General features: G+C 64.2%; 13 protein-coding genes. 8 read left to right on the top strand and 5 right to left on the bottom strand.

What is annotated here, in order from left to right; translation table 11 throughout:
- Nucleotides 1-61: 61 nt before the first annotated feature.
- Complete coding sequence (locus K408_RS0104960; RefSeq protein ID WP_024336922.1) at nucleotides 62-616, top strand: ActR/PrrA/RegA family redox response regulator transcription factor; 555 nt, start codon at nucleotides 62-64, stop codon at nucleotides 614-616.
- A 355-nt stretch (nucleotides 617-971) separates the two neighbouring features.
- On the top strand, nucleotides 972-1,961 hold the full coding sequence (locus K408_RS37580; RefSeq protein ID WP_024336921.1) for a c-type cytochrome: 990 nt from the start codon (nucleotides 972-974) through the stop codon (nucleotides 1,959-1,961).
- A 74-nt stretch (nucleotides 1,962-2,035) separates the two neighbouring features.
- On the opposite strand, the gene K408_RS0104975 is transcribed toward K408_RS37580, so the two are convergent.
- Both K408_RS0104975 and K408_RS0104980 read right to left on the bottom strand, forming a co-directional pair.
- Nucleotides 2,036-2,527: an MmcB family DNA repair protein gene (locus K408_RS0104975; protein ID WP_024336920.1), complete on the bottom strand. Its 492-nt coding sequence runs from the start codon at nucleotides 2,525-2,527 to the stop codon at nucleotides 2,036-2,038.
- A gap of 101 nt (nucleotides 2,528-2,628) precedes the next feature.
- Nucleotides 2,629-4,230: an alpha-amylase family glycosyl hydrolase gene (locus K408_RS0104980; protein WP_024336919.1), complete on the bottom strand. Its 1,602-nt coding sequence runs from the start codon at nucleotides 4,228-4,230 to the stop codon at nucleotides 2,629-2,631.
- Between the two features lie 157 nt (nucleotides 4,231-4,387).
- On the opposite strand from K408_RS0104980, the gene K408_RS0104985 reads away from it, so the two are divergent.
- Complete coding sequence (locus K408_RS0104985; protein WP_024336918.1) at nucleotides 4,388-5,056, top strand: MBL fold metallo-hydrolase; 669 nt, start codon at nucleotides 4,388-4,390, stop codon at nucleotides 5,054-5,056.
- 69 nt (nucleotides 5,057-5,125) lie between these two features.
- Here the strand turns inward: K408_RS0104985 and K408_RS0104990 are convergent, their stop codons facing one another.
- Both K408_RS0104990 and K408_RS0104995 read right to left on the bottom strand, forming a co-directional pair.
- Nucleotides 5,126-6,310, bottom strand: coding sequence for an extracellular catalytic domain type 1 short-chain-length polyhydroxyalkanoate depolymerase (locus tag K408_RS0104990; RefSeq protein ID WP_024336917.1), 1,185 nt, complete (start codon nucleotides 6,308-6,310; stop codon nucleotides 5,126-5,128).
- 140 nt (nucleotides 6,311-6,450) lie between these two features.
- Nucleotides 6,451-7,863, bottom strand: coding sequence for an MFS transporter (locus K408_RS0104995; RefSeq protein WP_024336916.1), 1,413 nt, complete (start codon nucleotides 7,861-7,863; stop codon nucleotides 6,451-6,453).
- Nucleotides 7,864-8,054: 191 nt separating this feature from the next.
- Between K408_RS0104995 and K408_RS0105000 the strand changes: the two genes are divergently transcribed.
- A complete protein-coding gene (locus K408_RS0105000) occupies nucleotides 8,055-9,290 on the top strand; it encodes an LLM class flavin-dependent oxidoreductase (protein ID WP_024336915.1) in 1,236 nt (411 codons plus the stop codon).
- 135 nt (nucleotides 9,291-9,425) lie between these two features.
- Nucleotides 9,426-10,802, top strand: coding sequence for a cytochrome P450 (locus K408_RS0105005; protein ID WP_024336914.1), 1,377 nt, complete (start codon nucleotides 9,426-9,428; stop codon nucleotides 10,800-10,802).
- Nucleotides 10,803-10,922: 120 nt separating this feature from the next.
- Here K408_RS0105005 and K408_RS0105010 read toward each other — a convergent pair whose 3' ends face one another.
- Nucleotides 10,923-11,762, bottom strand: coding sequence for an SDR family NAD(P)-dependent oxidoreductase (locus K408_RS0105010; RefSeq protein ID WP_024336913.1), 840 nt, complete (start codon nucleotides 11,760-11,762; stop codon nucleotides 10,923-10,925).
- Nucleotides 11,763-11,933: 171 nt separating this feature from the next.
- On the opposite strand from K408_RS0105010, the gene K408_RS0105015 reads away from it, so the two are divergent.
- The 3 genes from K408_RS0105015 to K408_RS0105025 all read left to right on the top strand — a co-directional run bounded on the left by K408_RS0105015 (nucleotide 11,934) and on the right by K408_RS0105025 (nucleotide 16,532).
- Nucleotides 11,934-12,899: a sensor histidine kinase gene (locus K408_RS0105015; RefSeq protein ID WP_024336912.1), complete on the top strand. Its 966-nt coding sequence runs from the start codon at nucleotides 11,934-11,936 to the stop codon at nucleotides 12,897-12,899.
- Between the two features lie 301 nt (nucleotides 12,900-13,200).
- The gene (locus tag K408_RS0105020) at nucleotides 13,201-14,937 is read left to right on the top strand and encodes a putative bifunctional diguanylate cyclase/phosphodiesterase (protein WP_028145801.1); all 1,737 of its coding nucleotides are present in this window, start codon (nucleotides 13,201-13,203) and stop codon (nucleotides 14,935-14,937) included.
- 152 nt (nucleotides 14,938-15,089) lie between these two features.
- A complete protein-coding gene (locus K408_RS0105025; RefSeq protein WP_024336910.1) occupies nucleotides 15,090-16,532 on the top strand; it encodes a sigma-54 interaction domain-containing protein in 1,443 nt (480 codons plus the stop codon).
- Nucleotides 16,533-16,660 lie beyond the last annotated feature (128 nt).

The raw sequence follows: 16,660 nt of genomic DNA on the forward strand, positions 1-16,660 counted from the left end.
TCGCCTTGGCACCGCCCGGTCGCGACGCCATATGTCAACGCGCTGGAGAGAGGACAACACCTTGAACGCCATCGCCGAACTGAACGAACAGACCGACCGCTCGCTGCTCATCGTGGAAGACGACAAGCCGTTTCTGGAACGCCTGTCGCGCGCCATGGAGACCCGCGGCTTTTCAGTGACGTCATGCGATACCGTTTCGGACGGACTTGCGCAGATCGGCAAGTCGGCGCCGGCATTCGCCGTGGTGGACTTGCGGCTCGGCGACGGCAACGGCCTCGATGTGGTCTCGGCGCTGAAGAAGAAGCGCCCGGACGCCCGCGCGATCGTGCTGACCGGCTATGGCAACATCGCCACCGCCGTCACCGCGGTGAAGATGGGTGCAATCGATTATCTCTCCAAGCCTGCGGATGCCGACGACGTGGTCGCGGCACTGCTCTCGACCAATGCGGAGAAATCCGAGCTGCCGAGCAACCCAATGTCGGCCGACCGCGTCCGTTGGGAGCACATCCAGCGCATCTATGAAATGTGCAACCGCAACGTCTCGGAGACGGCGCGGCGGCTGAACATGCATCGCCGTACGCTGCAGCGGATTCTGGCCAAGCGCGCGCCGCGGTAATCCCACCCTCACTCTGGGAAGCGCAGATCTCCAGCCTTCATGGCTGAGGCAGAGATGCTCGACGGGGTCAAAGCGTTGCCGCTTTGGCCCGGCTTGGCCATTTGGCGATGGACATCGGCGGCCAGGCCGAATTTGCCCTTCAGGCCGATGAGCTGCCGGGCTTCGCAGCTCCCGGCGCGTACGCTCCTCGATCAACACGCCTGAAGCCGGTCTGCGGCTGAACGTGCCGGCCCGATGTCCCCTGCGCCATATCGACAAGGCCGGGTGCTGGCGTCGTGCGCCCCTGAACCCGACGTTAACCTCAGGCGGCGGATCATCGCGCCGACCTGACGCGTCGAATAGTCTCGAGAGAACGATGGTTCACCCCACGCCACTGCTTGCATTGCTTTGCTTCTGGACCGTACGCGCGATTGCCGTCGCCGTCATCGCCGTAGCCGCACCGGGTGCGGGGCGCGCGCAGCAAGCCTCCCCGCCGGTCTGGACGGTGCCGGAAGTCGGCGCGCTGCCTGATGACGCTCATGGCCGGCTCGTGCGGCGCGGGCGCGACCTCATCACGGCGACTTACGCCCATATCGGGCCGGAGGTGCCGGACCCAGCCAAGCGTTATGCCGGCAACAATCTCGCCTGCAGCAACTGCCATCTCGAAGCTGGCACGAAAAAATTCGGCTTGCCGATCTTTGGATTGGTCGAGCTCTTCCCGCAATACAGTGCCCGCCTCGGCGCCGAGATCACGATCGAGGATCGTGTGAACTCGTGCATGGCGCGCAGCATGAATGGCCGCGCGCTGCCGCTCGACAGTCCGGAAATGCAGGCCTTCGTGGCTTACATCAAGTTCCTCTCGTCCGGCGTGCCGGCCGGCAAGGCATTGTCAGGACTCGGCACCGGATCGATGCCTGAGCTCGATCGGGCGGCCGACCCCGTTCGTGGCAAGGCGATCTATGCGAACGCTTGTCTCTCCTGTCACAACGAGGACGGCTCCGGAATACGCCGCAGCCTGCCGAGCGTCGATCTCGGCTACATGGTGCCGCCGCTCTGGGGCCCGGACAGTTTCAATGACGGTGCCGGCATGGCGCGGCTGATTACCGCGGCGAACTTCTTGCACTTCAATATGCCGCACGGCACGGACTACCTGAATCCGCAGCTCACGGTCGAGCAGGCGTGGGACGTGGCCGCCTATATGATCTCTCAACCGCGTCCGAGAAAGGCCGGTCTCGACAAGGACTATCCAGACCTGTCGAAGAAGCCGGTCGATACGCCTTACGGACCGTACGCCGATGGATTCGATCAGCAGCAGCACACATACGGACCCTTCGGTCCGATCCGGGCGGCGCACGCCAGGAAGTAGCCGCGACCGTTGGAAACCGGCGCCTCACGCATCACGAGGACTCCCGATTGCGCCGCGCTTCGATCAGCGCGCCCCTATTCCCAGAAATCCGCGTGACCTTGCGGATCGACCAACCGGTTGATCCGCAAGGCTGCGGCCATCGCAAAGCGCACCGTCATCTGCTTGCGCGTGGCGGCAGCGAGCTTGTGCTCGGGCGCCTCGCAATGCAGGTGCGCGCCATAGGCGTCGGCGATGATCAGGCCGGTGTCTTCAGGGAAGATCTCGCACGGCAGATCCTGCGTGAAGGCGAAGAACAGCCGGTCGCAATGGGCGCGGTATTCGTGCCATTTCTGATCGGCGCGCAGATCCTCCAGCGAGGATTTGATCTCGACGATCCAGATTTCGCCGCGCTCGTTCAGCGCCACGAGATCGGCGCGCCGGCCTGAGGGCAGCGGCAATTCGCTGATGCAGGAGAAGCCGAGCGACCTCAATAGCCGCGCCGTGCCGCGCGCGACCGCAAGCGCGGTCTCGGATTGACGGCGGTCCGGAGGCGGCACGAGCGAGATGTTGCGGGCGGTGTTGTCCATGGAGGCAGGATAACCGATTCCGTCGGCGCGCACACTGCTCGGTAAAGGGAGATCGCATCCTCCCTATCGCCCGGGCTGGAGCGTGATGGCGCACCAGACAGCTAGCTTGGCGGCGCCACCACCACGCCCTCATTGCCGCGCAGATCCAGCACGCCTTCGATTCGCTCATCTTCGCGATCCAGGAACGTCGACAGCAATATCCTGCTGCCGAAACGCATCGCGCTGGTGGTCACCGAAACCGGTTCAGGACCGAGATTGAGTGCCACGATCACCGCGCGACCTTCGGCCTCGCGGCGGTAGATCAGGAGATCGCCCTGCGCGGCGATCGGATGATAATCGCCGGCGACCAGCGGTGGACAGCCCTTCCGCAATGCGATCAGGCGCTTGTAGAGATTGAGAATCGACCGCGAATCGGCTTCCAGATTGGCGACATTCTCGCTGATATGATCCTCCGGCAGCGGCAGCCATGGCCGCACTTGGGAAAAACCGGCGAAGTTCGACGAATCCCATTGCATCGGCGTGCGGCAGCCGTCGCGGCCGACACCGATGCCGGGCACGTTCTTCTCGAATGGATCGCGCACGTCCTCGGGCGCGATCACGAGCTGATGCATGCCGATCTCATCGCCATAATAGAGTGTCGGCGTGCCGCGCAGCGTCAGCAGCAGCATCGCGGCGATGCGGGCCTGCTCGGGACCGACGCGGCTCGCCACGCGCGGGCGATCATGATTGCCGAGCACCCAGTTCGGCCAGGCACCGCGCGGCAGCGCCTTCTCGTAATCCTCGATGATCTTCTCGATCGAGCGCGCGCTCCAGAAGGTCGAGAGCAGCGCGAAATTGAACGGCATCTGTGCGCCGGTGAGATCGTTGCCGTAATAGGCCATGAGGCGATGCAGCGGCAGATAGATCTCGCCGATCAGGACGCGCGCGCCATAGGAATCGGTGACACGCCGCATCTCGGCGATGACATCGTGCACCTCCGGCTGGTCGGTCGAGTACTGCGTCAGGATTCTTTCGTTCGGCGGCCGGCCCTCGACGTAATGCGGGTTCGGCGGGTTGTCGCGGAATTCGGCGTCCTTGATCAGGTGCCAGATCACGTCGACGCGGAAACCGTCGACGCCCTTGTCCAGCCAGAACCGCATCACGTCGTAGATGGCGGCGCGGACGTCCGGATTGCGCCAGTTCAGGTCCGGCTGCCGGGCGAGGAAGGCATGATAGTAATACTGACCCGTGGTCTCGTCGAACTGCCACGCACTGCCGCCGAACTCGGACAGCCAGTTGTTCGGCACGCCGCCGCCTTGTGCCGGATCGCGCCAGATGTACCAGTCGCGCCTGGGATTGTCGCGCGAGGACCGGCTTTCGACAAACCAGGGATGCTGGTCCGAGGTGTGGTTCGGCACGAGGTCGAGGATCAGCTTCAGGCCATTGTCATGAGCGGCCGCGAGCAACGCGTCGAAGTCGGCCATCGTGCCGAACAGCGGCTCGATGCCGACGTAGTCGGAGATGTCGTAGCCGAAATCGGCCATCGGCGAGGGAAAGATCGGCGACAGCCAGATCGCGTCGACGCCCAACGATTTCACGTAAGGCAGCCTACGCAGGATACCGGCGAGGTCGCCGACGCCATCACCGCCGGAGTCCTGAAACGAGCGCGGATAGATCTGATAGAAGATGCCGTCGCGCCACCAATTCTCGTTGCCGTGAGCCATAGACCACCCGAAATCTGCCGCCTTGCGCGAGAGAACGCCACAGCAACGCCCCGGTTCAAATTGCAGGGCCAATTGGGACGGCCCTGTGACATTTGTTCCGGAAGAGCGGTCCGAATCTTTTGCTTGGCGGCCCGGCAAAAATCGGCATTGTGAGGCCATGACCGAGCAAAACGACACCAAAGCCAAGGCGGGCGCGATCATCGTTCCCGTGACGCTGTTCGAGCAGAACTGCACCATCATCTGGGACGAGCCTTCCAAGAAGGCCGTGGTGATCGATCCAGGCGGGGACGTCCCGAAGATCCTGGACGCGATCAAGCAGACCGGCGTCACCGTGGAGAAGATCTGGCTCACCCACGGCCATATCGATCATGTCGGCGGCGCGGCCGAGCTGCGCGATGCGCTGGGGGTGCCGATCGAAGGTCCGCATGCCGCGGACAAGTTCCTGCTCGACAATGTCGTCGCGAGCGGAGCGCGCTTCGGCATGACCGGAGGGCGCGATTTCACGCCTGATCGCTGGCTCGACGAGGGCGATAGCGTGTCGATCGGCGGCCTGCAGTTCGACATCCTGCATTGCCCGGGTCATTCGCCCGGCAGCGTCGTGTTCTTCAACAAGGATTTGCGCTTTGCCCATGTCGGCGATGTCCTGTTCGCCGGCTCGGTCGGCCGCACCGATCTGCCCGGCGGCAGTCACGCCACGCTGATCAACTCGATTCTCACCAAGCTGCTGCCGCTCGGCGACGATGTCGGTTTCATCTGCGGCCACGGCGCCGGCTCGAGCATCGGCCAGGAGCGGATGACCAATCCGTTCATCACCGGCGAGATGTAAGCGCTACGCGATGGCGGCCACCGCGCCGCCGTCTCGAACTCCGCCGTCATTTCGGGACGACCGCGGGGGCTACTTCATCAAGCCCGCTGCCGTCAGCGCCCGCGTGATGATCTGACCGATATCCAAGCCGCCTGTCTTCTCGCGCTGCGGCTCGACCGGCGCTTCGGCAATCGTGGTGCGGATCGAGCGGGCGAGATGCGGCGCGGAGGTCAGCGCCGGCTTCGTTGCAGGCTTTGTCGCGGGTTTGGCTTCCGCCTTTGCGGCGTCGGCAATCCAACCGGTGAGGCCGAAGAACTTTGCGATATGGTAGGATGAGGAAATGCCGGCCTCGATCAGGAATGCGCCTTCGACGCCGTAGCGCTGATCGTTGTCGGCAAGGCCAAGCGGCGTGCCGTGCGCCATGTCGGTGATGGCATAGGACTCGACCAGCGTCTCGCCGTCCCTGTCCCACCACGCCTGGCGCGGATAGCCGTCGACGATCGTCTCCGCCATCGGCGCGTCAACGGACAGATCGTGCAAATCCAGCCATTGCTTGACGATCTCATTGGCATTGCCGGGATTGACGGTGCGGTCGGCGCTGCCGTGCCAGACCGAGACCTTCGGCCAGGGCCCCCGATGATCGGAGGCGCTGCGCACGAGGTCGCCGAGTTCGCGCGCCGGACGCGCGGGCGAATGGAACATGCCGTCGAGCGCCTCGCGCAGATTGGAGGCGATGCCATAGGGCAGTCCGGCAATGACCGCGCCGGCCGCAAAGACTTCCGGATAGGTCGCGAGCATCACCGACGTCATGCCGCCGCCGGCCGACAGGCCGGTGATGAAGACGCGCTTGGGGTCGATGCGATGCGCTTTCACCATGTACGCGATCATCTCGCGGATCGAGCGCGGCTCGCCGCTGTCCCGCGCGGTGTCTTCAGGATTGAACCAGTTGAAGCAGGTGTTGGCGTTGTTGGCGCGCTGCTGCTGGGGCATCACCAGCGCAAAGCCATAGTGTCTTGCCAGCGTCGACCAGCCCGCGCCGAGGTCGTAAGCGGCCGCCGTCTGCCCGCAGCCATGCAGCACGACGACGAGCGCGCGCGGCTTCTGCCATTCGGCCGGCACGAACGCGAACATGCGCAAGGCGCCGGGATTGTCACCGAAATCCGTGACCTCTTGCAGCGGACTGGATGAATCCGGGCTGCGGCCTGGCCCGGCAAAACGCAGTCCGTCCAGCCTGGGCAGGCGTCTCAAGAGATCGATGTTCTTGGCTAGCGACACGGCGGCTTCCTGGTGGGCGACGTTCAACGTCCAGCCCAAGCAGATAGTTGCTGCGCTGCAAAATAAAAAGGCCGTGCGCGGTCAATCGCGGCGAAAAGCGCGGAAATGGCGCCGAATCTGCACGTATTAACCGCAATGCCTCAACTTCTTGCTCCGGCGCGGCGAGTCCACAGCAGAAACGTGGCGCAGATCATGATGAATGTCACAAACAGGGCGAGCGATACCAGGAATCCCGCGCGCGCTGATTGCAGCGCTTCGCCCGCGAAGAACACCGCGCCGATTGCGGCCACACCGGCCGCATTTCCGATCTGCGCCGTCGTGCCGTACATGCCGGAGGCCGAGCCTGCGGCACCAGGTTTTACGGTCGAAAGCACGGCCCCGGACAGTGGCGCCATCACCAGACCCTGACCATAGCCGAAGATGATCATGGTAAGCGCCAGCGCAAGCGCCGTCGGCTGCTCGGCATGGACCGAAACGATCGCGAGCGCCGCGAGGCCTACGATCTGAAGTGCGCAGCCTTCGAGCAGAACCTTGGTGCCGCGATGGCGCGCCCGCACCCCGCTGTGGCGCGAAGCCGCGACGAATGCAATCGCGAGCGGAATGAATGCCATGCCGGCTGCGAGCGGCGGGATGTTCAGGCCACGCTGCATGAACAGCGTCATCACCAGATAGAACGAGAGATTGGCGAAGAAGAAAAAGAACACGGCGCCGAGACCGCGCATGAAGGCGGCGTCCGCCAGCAGCGCGAGATCGATCAGCGGCATGCCGCCGGCGCGTGCGACCGCCTGCTCCAGCTTCAGGAACGCAATGAGAATCAAGCCTCCGATGGCCATCATCGCCCAGAGCCAGGGCGCCCAGCCGACATCGTGCCCGAACAGCAACGGACCGATCAGGCACAACAGTCCCGCGAACAGCACCACGCTGCCCTTGATGTCGAGCTTCGTGTCGGCGCGGCGCGATGTCGATGGCATGATGCGCCAGGCCGCGGCCGCGATGACGAGGCCGCACGGCACGTTGATGAAGAATACCGAGCGCCAGCCGGTGCCGGCGAGATCGACCGTGAGCAGAAGGCCACCGAGCAGGAGGCCCGCGGCGCCGGCAAGCCCGAGCACGATGCCGTAAACGGCGAAGGCGCGATTGCGCGCCTCGTCAGTGAACAGCAGATGCAGCATCGCCAGCACCTGAGGCACCATCAGCGCCGCGGTGGCGCCCTGCGCCAGCCGCGCGATGATCAGTTCGAGGCCGGATTGCGCGAGGCCGCACCACAGCGAGGTCAGGGTGAAGCCGAGCACGCCCGCCAGGAACAGGTTCTTGGTGCCGTGAATGTCGCCGAGGCGGCCGCCGGTGACGACGAGGGTCGCATAGGCGATCAGATAGATCGCCACGACGGACTCGATCTCTGCCGACGTCGCGTGCAGGTCGATGGCGATTGTGGGAATGGCAACGTTGACCACGAAGGCATCGACGCCGAGCATGAACTGGGCGGCCACGACGATGGCCAGCACCCACCAGCGGCAGGACGAATCGATTTGCCTTGTGACGATCTGGTGCATTGGCGCACGGCTCTGGAACCTGTCTGTTCTCAGGATTTCAGATCGCACAGGGCGCCGCGATTACCTCGCAGGTAAGGACGCTGCACGCATGACCGCATTCCGCCGCACGGGACATCGCGCGATTGCGTTCGTGCCATGAGACACGTAGCCTCATCGGCTCAACAAACAGAAAATCAGCCGGAGAGAACCCCATGGCGCGCCTGAAGTTCGGAGCCTTCCTTGCCCCGCATCATCCGATCGGGGAGCATCCGATGCTGCAGTTCCGGCGCGATCTGGACCTCGTCGAGCAGCTGGACGCGCTCGGCTATGACGAGTTCTGGTGCGGCGAGCATCATTCCTCCGGCTGGGAGATGATCGCTTCGCCCGAGATGTTCCTGGCTGCGGCCGGCGAGCGCACCAAGCGAATCAAGCTTGGCACCGGCGTGGTGTCGCTGCCCTATCACCATCCCTTCAACGTCGCGCAGCGCATGGTGCAGCTCGACCACATGACCGGCGGCCGCGCCATCTTCGGCTCCGGACCGGGCGCGCTCGCCTCGGATGCGCACACGCTCGGCATCGATCCGATGACGCAGCGCGACCGCCAGGACGAGGCCATCGGCATCATCCGCCGCCTCTTCAACGGCGAGCGCGTCACCGCCAAGAGCGACTGGTTCACGATGAACGATGCCGCGCTGCAGATCCTGCCCTTGCAGGAGGAGATGCCGTTCGTGGTCGCCTCGCAGATCTCGCCGTCGGGCATGACGCTGGCCGGAAAATACGGCATCGGCATCATCTCGCTGGGATCGATGACGACGCAGGGGCTGATGTCGCTGCAGCAGCAATGGCAGTTCGCCGAGGATGCCGCCAAGAAGCACGGCACCACGGTGAGCCGTGCCGACTGGCGCGTGCTGCTGACCTTCCACATCGCCGAGACCCGCGAACAGGCACGCAAGGAGGCGGGCGCCGGGCTGATGCGCTGGCACAACGAATATAACGTCGGCACGCTGCAGCGGCCGGGCCTCACGGCATTCTCCTCGCCCGACGAGGCCGTCGACAAGACCGCCTTCGTCGAAGGCGCGGCATCCACGATCGGCACGCCCGACGATCTCGTCAAGACGATCAAGAACGTGATGCAGGTTTCCGGCGGCGTCGGCGCCATCATCGGCTTCGTGCACGACTGGGCCAATCCGGAGAACACCCGCAGGAGCTGGGACATGGTGGCGCGCTATGTCGTGCCGGAGATCAACGGCTACATCGACGGCCTGCGCAGCTCGCAGAAATTCGTGATCGAGAACCGCGCGATCTTCGAACGCGCAGGGCAGGCCGTGATGGCGAAGATCATGGAGAACGAGAAGGCCGCCGAGGCACTGAAGGTCACCGGCCCCGGCCGTGTCGCCATTCCCGCCGTCAACGCGCCGGATCTGCAAAAGGAAGCCGCGAAGCGATAGGGAGAATGCCCGGTCGTCATCCCGGCAAAAGCCGGGACGACGATGGTGAGGTGACGTTATCGTGCACGGGAGACCGCCGCGCCAGCCTGCCCGGATGTGCTATCCTGGCAAGGCCAGCCAACCGGAGCAATCGTCATGTCGATGCAGAATGTGGCCGCCCCTGCGTTTCCGTTCACCCCGCCGCGACGCAATGAGCTGACCCACATCCCCGGGGACGAAGGCTGGCCGATCATCGGCAAGACCTTTCAGGTGCTCGCCGATCCCAAGGGCCATGTCGAAGCGAACGGCGCCAAATACGGCCTGGTCTACCGCACTCACTTTTTCGGCGAGACCAATGTCGTGCTGCTCGGGCCCGAGGCCAACGAGCTCGTGCTGTTCGACCAGCAGAAGCTGTTCTCCTCGACGCACGGTTGGAACAAGGTTCTCGGCCTGCTGTTTCCGCGCGGATTGATGCTGCTCGACTTCGACGAGCACCGGCTGCATCGCAAGGCGCTGTCGGTCGCGTTCAAGTCGGGGCCGATGAAATCCTATCTCGGCGATCTCGATCGCGGCATTTCCGCGCGCGTCGCGAAGTGGAAGGCACGACCCGGCGAGATGCAGCTCTATCCGGCGATGAAGCAGCTCACGCTCGATCTCGCCGCGGCTTCGTTCCTCGGCACCGATATCGGGCCGGAGGTCGAGGAGATCAACCGCGCCTTTGTCGATATGGTCGCCGCCTCCGTGTCGCCGGTCCGCCACCCCTTGCCCGGCACCCAGATGGCGCGAGGGGTGAAGGGACGCAAGCGCATCGTCGCCTATTTCCGGGAGCAGATTCCGCTGCGCCGCGGCAATCACGGCGGCGACGATCTGTTCTCGCAGCTCTGCCGCGCCACCCATGAGGATGGCGCGCTGCTCTCGGAGCAGGACATCATCGATCACATGAGCTTCCTGATGATGGCGGCGCACGACACGCTGACTTCGTCGCTGACTTCCTTCATCGGCGAGCTCGCCGCCAACCCTGAATGGCAGGACAAGTTGCGCGCGGAAGTGCTCGCGCTCGGCCTTGCGCCGGATGCGCCGAGCAGCTTCGACGATCTCGAAAAGATGCCGCTGACGGAGATGGCCTTCAAGGAAGCGCTGCGGATCAAGCCGCCGGTACCCTCGATGCCGCGGCGTGCGATGCGCGATTTCACCTTCAAGGGCTTCAAGGTGCCGGCCGGTACCGCCGTCGGCATCAATCCGCTCTATACACACCACATGAAGGACATCTGGCCGGAGCCGGAGCGCTTCGATCCGCTGCGATTCACCGAGGAAGCGCAACGCAACCGTCACCGCTTCGCCTTCGTCCCGTTCGGCGGCGGCGCGCACATGTGTCTCGGCCTGCACTTCGCCTATATGCAGGCGAAGTGCTTCGCGCGGCACTTTCTGCAGAACATAGAGGTGTCGCTCGCGCCCGGCTACAAGCCGGACTGGCAGATGTGGCCGATCCCGAAGCCTCGGGATGGGCTGCGGGTGAGCGTGAAGCCTGCTTGAGTCAACTCCGTCATTCTGCGGCGCACGAACTGCGAACCATGGTGCGCAATTGCGCACCTGAGAATCTCGAGGTTGCGGGTTCGATGCTTCGCATCGCCCCGGAATGACAGCAGATATCGACTACGCGCCCTGATCGAACGCCTTGCGCAGCGCCACGTAACCCTGCTGCTGCTGGCTCCAGTTGCGGCCGCCGGTCATGGCGCCGTCGACGACGAGGTCGTGGCCGTTGACGAAGCTGGACTCGTCGCTGGCCAGGAACACCGCGGCATGGGCGATGTCGTCGGGAAGGCCGGCACGCGGGATCGGCTGCGCGGTCTTGTAGACCTCGCGCATCACCGCCGGCGTCTTCTCCGCTGCATCGATCGAGAGCCCCAGCGCCTTGCCGAAGATGCCTGTCGCAATCGCGCCGGGCGAGATCGAGTTGACGCGCACGTTGGACTCGCCAAGCTCCATGGCCACGCATTTGGTGAGATGGATCACCGCTGCCTTCGCCGCGCTGTAGACCATTGAGGACGAGAAGCCGGCGAGGCGGCCGGCGATGCTGCCATTGTTGATGATGCTGCCCGCCTCCTGCTTCTTCATGTAGGGCGCGGCGTGCTTCATCCCGAGCATGACGCTGCGCACCAGCGTCGCCATTGCCGCATCGAACCGCTCGGCCTCGAGGCCTTCGATGCCGCCGGTCTGCGCCGGCCCCCCGGCATTGTTGAACAGGCAATCGATCCTGCCGAATTTATCCACTGCGAGCGCGATCAGCGCCTGCATCTGCGCTTCGACCGTGACATCGGTCTGACGGAAGATGCAGTTGGCTCCGAGCTGCTTCGCCAGCGCCTCGCCTTCCGGTAGACGCCGCCCAGCGATCACAATTTTGGCACCTTCGGCAACGAAGACTTCCGCAGTGCGCAATCCGATCCCGCTGGTCGCGCCCGTGATCACCGCAACCTTGCCGTCCAGCCTGCCCATGAGATGTTCCTGTTTTGAGCGATTGATGTCGAGTGACGAATGTCGGCCATCGCCAGAGCAACCACTATCCCTGTCCGCGTCCGCCAAGGCAAGCTATGCTTGTGCAGGCGGCATGCGTAACATCCTCACGGGCCGCCCGATTTTCGAACGCCTCTCGCGAGCGGGCTGCGCATGGGGAAGCTGATCGAAGAGTTTCGCAAAGGCTGGCAGGGCGCCGCACCGCCCTCGCTCGGTTTGAGCATCTCCTTTGCGGTGATCTGCCTGTTGGGCGCGACCCTGGTGCGCTGGGGTCTCGCTCATGTACGCCCCGACATCTACTTTACGCCGTACTTCCCGGCCGTCTTCTTTGCCGCTGCGCTAGGCGGATTCCGTATCGGCGTGGTGACGGCGCTGGTCGGCGGCGTGCTCGGAGTCGTCCTGAATTTCGGTGATGCCTTTGCCGATCGTGCGCGGTTCGCTCTGCTCGCGCTTTACTGGGCCGTCTGCGCGATGACCATCTGGGGAGTCGAGCACTATCGCACCATGCTGGCTGAGCAGCGCCGGATCTCCAAACGCCTGATCGAGGAGGAAGAGTATCGCAAGCTGCTGGTCGACGAGCTTCAGCACCGCTTGAAGAACAAGCTGTCGACGGTGCATGCCGTGCTGCATCAGGTCCTGCACGACCAGCCGCAGGTCTGGGCGCGGATCGATCCCCGGCTGCGCTCGCTGGCCGCAACCGACGATTTGATCTCGCGGATCGACAAGGCCGGCTGCGACATCCGCGACCTCCTGATCTCCGAGCTCGGCCCTTACGGCCATGTCCGCTTCACGCTCAACGGCGATCGATTGTTCCTGCCGCCGAAGCTCGCGGTCACGCTGTCATTGATGTTTCACGAGCTCGCCACCAATGCGGGCAAGTACGGCGCATTCTCCTCTCCGCGCGGTCTGCTGCAGGTGTCCTGGACCGTCAGCGAGGACCGCCTGACCATCACCTGGGACGAAACAGAGGGGCCGAGCGTGGACAAGGTGTCCGAGCCCGGCTTCGGCACCAAGCTGCTGAAGTCGGCGCTTTCCGCCTTCGAAGGCAGAACAGAGATCTCCTACCTGAAGACCGGGCTCCATTGCATCATGCAATGCCGGATCCCGCGAAGCGGCTAACGCAAGGCCGGTCGACCGGACCACCGGAGTTTCCGCAGCGTCACGGCCAGGCTGCATCCGATCGACCTCGTCAAAATGCTACCCACGACGCCAACGAAAACCAAGCGCGCGCACGTCACGCAGTTTCGTTATGCGCGTTGACCCTCTGTTAATGACGATCGTCGGCGCGCATCGCATCGCCGCAAGTTTTCTCCAAAACACCCCCGTATTTCTCCGGACCCCTTAACCAAACTTAAGAGGGAACCGCGGAAGATCGCGCCCATTGCAAAGGCGCGCTGAAACAACAAGATTCATGACTTCTATGAACGACAATAGCTATTCCGGCGCGACCGAAGCCGAACTCGGTTTTCTCAAGGAAATCGTTAGAATGCTGCCGGCCGGCCTCACCGTGCAGGACGCGCAGGGTGAGCTTCTGCTGGTCAACGATGCCGCCGCCGCCCAGCTCGGCATCGACGGCAGCCGTCCCTTGGCCGACCTCGCACCGCGACGCGAAGCCTGCCGGCAGGCACTGAGCGCCGGCCAGGCGGTCGTGACGGAGGAAGCGCTTCACGCCGGCGCCGCGCGGCAGGTGCTGCTCACGACCCATCGTCCCGTTCGCCTCGCCGGGCGCGAGCTCCTGATCTCGGCATCCTCCGACATCACCGAGCAGAAGAATTTCGAAGACCAGCTGTTCCGCTCGGCATATTTCGACGAGTTGACGGGATTGCCCTCGCGGCGCGTGATCGAGCATCGCGCCAACAATCTGCTGGCGAGGGATCGCGGCGGGGAGCGATTCGCGCTGGCCTTTCTCGACGTCGACAATTTCAAGCACATCAACGACTATTACGGTCACGCCGTCGGAGACGCGCTGCTGGTCGAACTGTCGAAGCGGCTCGGGCGCGACCTGCGCGATTCCGACATGCTGTCGCGCATCTCCGGCGACGAATTTCTGCTGCTGCTCTCCCCGATCCAGAGCCAGGAGGAAGTCGCCGAATTCATGCAATCGACACTGGAGCGGCTGACCGCGCCGTTCTTCATCGACAATTCGGAGATCTTCGCCTCGACCTCGGTCGGCATCAGCCTCTATCCGGACCACGGACGCAGCTTCGAGACGTTGCGGCAGAACGCCGACATCGCGATGTACCGCATCAAGAACAACGGCAAGGGGCTGGCGGCCTTCTTCGACGCCAGCATGGAGCGCGAGGCGCAGGCGCGTATGAAGGTCGAGCAGTCGCTGCGGCTCGCCATCCTGGAAAAACGCTTCTGCTGCGCCTTCCAGTCCAAGGTCGACATCCGCACGCAGGCCGTAAAAGGCATCGAGGCCTTGGTGCGCCTGCGCGACGACGAAGGCGTGATCCAGGCGCCCGGCTCGTTCATCAATCTTGCCGGAGAGCTCGGGCTGATCGACGAGCTGACCCATCTCGTGCTCGCCGAGATCGTCAAATCGATCGACCTGATCAACGACACATTCGGCGCGGAAGCGACCATCAGCATCAACGTCGCCGCCAAGCAGGCCGGCAATCCCGAGTTCATGCGCAGCTTTGCGCAGGCGCTGGACGAGACCGGCTTTCCCCAGCGTTTCATGATCGAGGTGACGGAAGACGCCTTCGTCGCCAAGAATCATTTCCAGACCGAGATCCTGCCGATGTTCCGCAAGCTCGGCGTCGGCATCTCCATCGACGATTTCGGCACCGGCTATTCCTCGCTCTCCGCGCTCGCCGACATCACCGCCGACGAGATCAAGATCGACCGCTCCTTCATCACCGACATCCATAAGCGCCCGCGCAGCCAGGGCATCCTGCGCGCGATCGAATCCTTGAGCGAAGCGCTCGGCATGACGGTGATCGCCGAAGGCCTCGAATCCCACGAGGAGCTCGCCTATCTCCAGGCGGCAACGAAGATCCGCTACGCGCAGGGCTATTACTTCTCCCGGCCGATCTTCCTGGAGGAGCTGAAGCTCGCAACGCCGGCCTCCAGCGAGGCGCGGATCAGCGTGGCGAGCCGGCCGGTGCAACACAATCGCCAAGGCTATTCCCGGGCGAGCGGGTATCGAAGGTAGGACGCGGAGCGGCGCAACACGCACCATTGTCGTTCCGTGGCGCGAAGCGAACCCGGGACGACCGCGATTGCGGAGCTGGCTTCAGCGTCATTTCCCCTTTGAAATTGCTGGCATTTTGCTGATACACAGGCGGACGCCGCCTGGGATATGTCATGTCCGCTCCCTCCTCCTCGATCAGCGATCCCGCCTATCTCCGTGCACGCGCGATGGAGACGCTGTTCGAGCGGCTGGAGAAGCTCTGCGAGGGCGCGATTGCGATCGATCGCAGCGGACGCGTCGTCTACGTCAACGAAAAATACCTTGCTGCGCTCGGTCTCAAGCAGACCAGCGAGGCGATCGGACGATCGATCGAGGAAGTCATCCCGAACAGCTTGATGCGGAAGGTGGCCGAGACCGGCGAGCCGATCCTGCTCGACATCATGGAGCTCGGCGGCGAGCAGCTCGTCGTCACGCGCATGCCGATCGAGGACGAGAACGGGACGGTGATCGGCGCGATCGGCTTCGTGCTCTATGATCACCTCGAAAGCCTGAAGCCGCTGCTCGCCCGCGTCGCCCAGCTCGAGAGCGATCTGCGGCTGGCGCGGCGGCAATTGTCGAGCGCCCGCGCCGCGCGTTTCACCTTCGCCGATTTCGTCGGCTCAACGCCGGGAATAGCGCGAGCCAAGGAGCTCGCGAGCCGTGCGGCGCGACAGAGCGTCACCGTCCTGCTCACCGGCGAGACCGGAACGGGAAAGGAGATGCTGGCTCAGGCCATTCACAACGCCTCCTCACGTGCAGACAAGCCGTTCGTCAGCGTCAACGTCGCCGCCATCCCTGACACGCTGATCGAGTCGGAATTCTTCGGCACCGCGCCGGGCGCCTATACCGGCGCCGACCGCAGGGGGCGCGAGGGCAAATTCCGCATCGCCGACGGCGGGACGCTGTTCCTCGACGAGATCGGCGAGATGCCGCTGCAATTGCAGGCCAAGTTGCTGCGCGTCCTCCAGGAGCGCGAGATCGAGCCGCTCGGCTCGGACAAGATCACCAAGGTCGACGTCCGGGTCATCGCCGCGACCAATGTCGACCTGCGCAAGCGCGTCAGCGACGGCGCATTTCGCGCCGATCTCTACTACCGTCTCAACGTGCTCTCGATCGATCTGCCGCCGCTGCGGCACTGCCTCGGCGATCTCCCCGACATCTGCGCCCGGCTGCTCGACGACATCAGCGCGTCGGGCGACTACGTCAAGGCGAAGATCACACCGAGCGCGCTTGCAGCGCTCGCCCGCTACGACTGGCCGGGCAACGTCCGCGAGCTCCGTAACATTCTAGAGCGCGCGCTGATCCTCAGCGACTCCGGGCGACCGACCGGCGAGGATGTCGCCCGCATCCTTCCTGTCGGTGCCGAGGTCAGGCCGGCGGCGCCCGCACGCTCCGCGGCGGCCGTCGTGCCCTATGCCGAAGCCGAGGCTGAGTTCGAGAAGCACACGCTCGAGCAGGCGCTCGCTGCCAGCAACGGACAGATCACCGAGGCCGCCAGGATGCTGCGGATCTCGCGCGCGACCTTTTACAAGAAGCTCGCCAAGTTCGGCCTCGCCTCCGGGTCGGCTCCCGTCTGAGTTTTGAGACATGAAACTGTCCGGAGTCTCGGAATCCGGACACGGTGCCGGGCTACTCTTTGACGCCGGCATGTGGGAATTGCCGCAACTTCGGCCGCTTTCCGCGAACCAGCGGCATCTGGCGCGGA

Source organism: Bradyrhizobium sp. in8p8 (assembly GCF_000426845.1).
Lineage (GTDB): Bacteria > Pseudomonadota > Alphaproteobacteria > Rhizobiales > Xanthobacteraceae > Bradyrhizobium > Bradyrhizobium japonicum_C.

Bases quoted from the DNA above. Each gene is read 5' to 3' on its own strand.
- K408_RS0105015 (WP_024336912.1), top strand. From the start codon at position 11,934: ATGGGGAAGCTGATCGAAGAGTTTCGCAAAGGCTGGCAGGGCGCCGCA.
- K408_RS37580 (WP_024336921.1), top strand. From the start codon at position 972: ATGGTTCACCCCACGCCACTGCTTGCATTGCTTTGCTTCTGGACCGTA.
- K408_RS0105025 (WP_024336910.1), top strand. From the start codon at position 15,090: ATGTCCGCTCCCTCCTCCTCGATCAGCGATCCCGCCTATCTCCGTGCA.
- K408_RS0104985 (WP_024336918.1), top strand. From the start codon at position 4,388: ATGACCGAGCAAAACGACACCAAAGCCAAGGCGGGCGCGATCATCGTT.
- K408_RS0105010 (WP_024336913.1), bottom strand. From the start codon at position 11,762: ATGGGCAGGCTGGACGGCAAGGTTGCGGTGATCACGGGCGCGACCAGC.
- K408_RS0105000 (WP_024336915.1), top strand. From the start codon at position 8,055: ATGGCGCGCCTGAAGTTCGGAGCCTTCCTTGCCCCGCATCATCCGATC.
- K408_RS0104995 (WP_024336916.1), bottom strand. From the start codon at position 7,863: ATGCACCAGATCGTCACAAGGCAAATCGATTCGTCCTGCCGCTGGTGG.
- K408_RS0105005 (WP_024336914.1), top strand. From the start codon at position 9,426: ATGTCGATGCAGAATGTGGCCGCCCCTGCGTTTCCGTTCACCCCGCCG.
- K408_RS0104980 (WP_024336919.1), bottom strand. From the start codon at position 4,230: ATGGCTCACGGCAACGAGAATTGGTGGCGCGACGGCATCTTCTATCAG.
- K408_RS0105020 (WP_028145801.1), top strand. From the start codon at position 13,201: ATGAACGACAATAGCTATTCCGGCGCGACCGAAGCCGAACTCGGTTTT.
- K408_RS0104975 (WP_024336920.1), bottom strand. From the start codon at position 2,527: ATGGACAACACCGCCCGCAACATCTCGCTCGTGCCGCCTCCGGACCGC.